The 2,498-nt window shown below is 48.3% G+C and carries 1 protein-coding gene and 1 pseudogene; both read right to left on the bottom strand.

Translation table 11 applies throughout. The features are described from left to right. A pseudogene (locus MVI27_RS11790) lies at positions 1–251 on the bottom strand (peptidoglycan-binding protein LysM); the annotation flags it as partial. Positions 252–858: 607 nt separating this feature from the next. Further along, entirely contained in the window at positions 859–1,398 is a 540-nt protein-coding gene (locus MVI27_RS11785; RefSeq protein WP_246962161.1) for a peptidoglycan-binding protein LysM, read from the bottom strand. Positions 1,399–2,498 lie beyond the last annotated feature (1,100 nt).

The raw sequence follows: 2,498 nt of genomic DNA, 5'->3' as shown, positions 1-2,498 counted from the left end.
GAGGTTACCACCAGGGAGTTTTTCACGCCGACTGTTTTATCGTTGTTGTAGTCTGTGGTATTGGTATAGTTGAAATCCACCACACCACCGGCAGCTACGCTTCCTGCATCAATAGAGATCACGTCCTGTAGTATGATATTTACTGTTGTTTTGGCAGCGTTAGAAGTAGCGGCAGTCTGTGCGCTCAGGGTATTGGTACCCAGAACAGCGAAAGCGAAGAGTGCAGCGGAAGAAAGGATGAAGTTTTTCATAGTATACGATTTTTTATTTTCTGATTGATATTATCCGATTGATTTAACAGTGCAAATATCGGGTGGGTGGCGGTAGTAATCTGTAGTTGCGCGTGTAAATGGGTGTAGTGGGATTACTACAGGGTTAGAGGTTAGAGGTTAGAAGTTAGAAGTTAGAAGTTAGAAGAAAGAGGAAAGAGGAAAGAGGAAAGAGGGAGGAGGAAGGAGCAGAGGAGTAGGGAGTGGTTGAGTGGTTGCTGGTTAGCGTTCTCGATACATTTTTCCTGCGCTGTGCTTCGGAAAAACACTCGAACTGACGAGGTGCAAGGTGCGGGGGTGATCAGTGGTCGGGGGTTGGTGGTTGATGGTCGGTGGTCAGTGGTCGGTAATTGAGTGTTAAGTGCTGCGGGTTGCGGGTTGCGGGTTGCGGGTTGCGGGTTGGGTCAGTGGCCGGTGGTCGGTGAACGGTGAACGGTGGCGGGTGGCCAGTGGTTGAGTGATTACGCGTTGAGCGGTGCGGGGAGGTGGTGACAGAATGCGGATGCGGGCAGAACATAAAAAAGCCCGGCATGCGCCGGGCTTCAGGAGTACTTTTGCTGCAATATCAATATTTAATTTTCTATGTACTTTACTTAGCTGTTGCTGTATACGTAATCATTTGAGTATACGTACCCCGCGGTTTTCCCAACAGTTGTTTTTTAGCCTGTTCTGCGGAAACGGAATACCGGAGATTCAAAGAACGCTTAAATCCGTAACCGGCACCGCTTACGAGTACCTGATCTTGTGGCGAAAGCTGCACTTCATGAGTGTTGCCGGTCATCGTGCCGCCCGGCACGACGGAAAGTTGAAGTACCTCCACCGGAATTTTATCAACTCCGTTGATAAAATCGGAACCGTCTGCCTTCACTTTCACATCAAAAGATTTGGTAGAGGTGACCACCAAAGAATTTTTGACTTCCACATTTTTGGTTTCGTTGTAGTCTGCCGCGGTAGCATAATTAAAATCTACCGTTCCACCGCCAGCTGCGCTCGATGCGTCAATAGAGATGTCATCGGCCAGTATAATATTAACGGTTGTTCCGGCTGTATTGTCCTGGGCGTTTAACCCTGCTGCCCCGGCCAGCAACAAGCAGACAGCGGCTGTTTTAAAAATAAGGTGCGTATTCATAGTCATCAGCTGATTATATGGTTTCTGGTGCGTTTTGCCCCTTTTATAGAAGTTCTTTGTTTGATTGATGAATTCAAATGTACAAAATAAATCGAATTATGAAACAGATTTGATAATATAATTTGTCATATTTTACAATGCTGTCATACATATCAGGTTATCAGTGTTGTATGTTGGGTTGTGATTCCGAAAACTCCAACTGGTCTTGTTGCGGGTATCACCAAATATGGGTCCAAAACGAGGGTTTTGAGAGAATGGAACGTGAAGGTAACGGAGGTAGGGAGGAAAGAGGTGAGTAAGTCGGAAGTCAGGAGTCAGAGCACGAAAGTGGTCGGTGGTCAGTGATGGGTGGTGGGTGGTTGAGTGGGGATTGATTGGGTGGTGCGGGTTGCGGGGGGAGAAATAGAAATTAGAGGTTTGAAATTAGAGATTAGAAGTTAGAAGGAAGAATAAGGAAGAATAAAGAGCAAAGAGGAGAGACGTGGAGATAATAGACTTTAAGGGAATAGACGGGTTAGCAGTAAGGTGTACGCTAAAAGCTGTCAGCTATCGGCTGTCGGCTTTCAGCAGGTGCGGGTTGCGGGTTGCGGGGTTGCAAATTAGAAATTAGAGGTCAGAAATTAGAGATTAGAAGAAAGAAAAAAGAAGGAGAGATGTGGAGATGATAGACTTTGAGAGAATAGACGAGGTGCGAGGTGCGAGGTGCGGGTTGCGGGATGCTGGTTGCGAGGTGGTCGGTGATCGGCGGTCGGTGAACGGTGAACGGTGGCGGGTGGCCGGTGATCGGAAGTGAGGAGTGGGGAGTAATTGAGTGATTGCGGGTTTTCAAAGGAGCGCTGTTGTTCAGGGGGTTGCTTCGTCGCGCTGGCGCACTTCTCGCAATGACGAGGGCGGGCCGGGGTTCTCGATACATTTTTCCTACTCTGCGCTTCGGAAAAACACTCGAACTGACGAGGTGCGGGTTGCAGGTGAGGAAGGCAGAGAAAAGAAAAAGGTCCGGGCTGGAGTGCCGGACCTTTTTGGGTATTTTTCCTGAGCGCCGAGAGGCTCAACGCCGGAGGAATTAGTTGGTTGTAGCGGTATAGGTTACTGTTTGGGTG

Origin of the sequence: Chryseobacterium salipaludis (genome assembly GCF_022968825.1) — a bacterium.
Lineage (GTDB): Bacteria > Bacteroidota > Bacteroidia > Flavobacteriales > Weeksellaceae > Kaistella > Kaistella salipaludis.
Note: the sequence above shows the minus strand (reverse complement) of the source record. Positions and strands in the feature narration are given on the sequence as shown.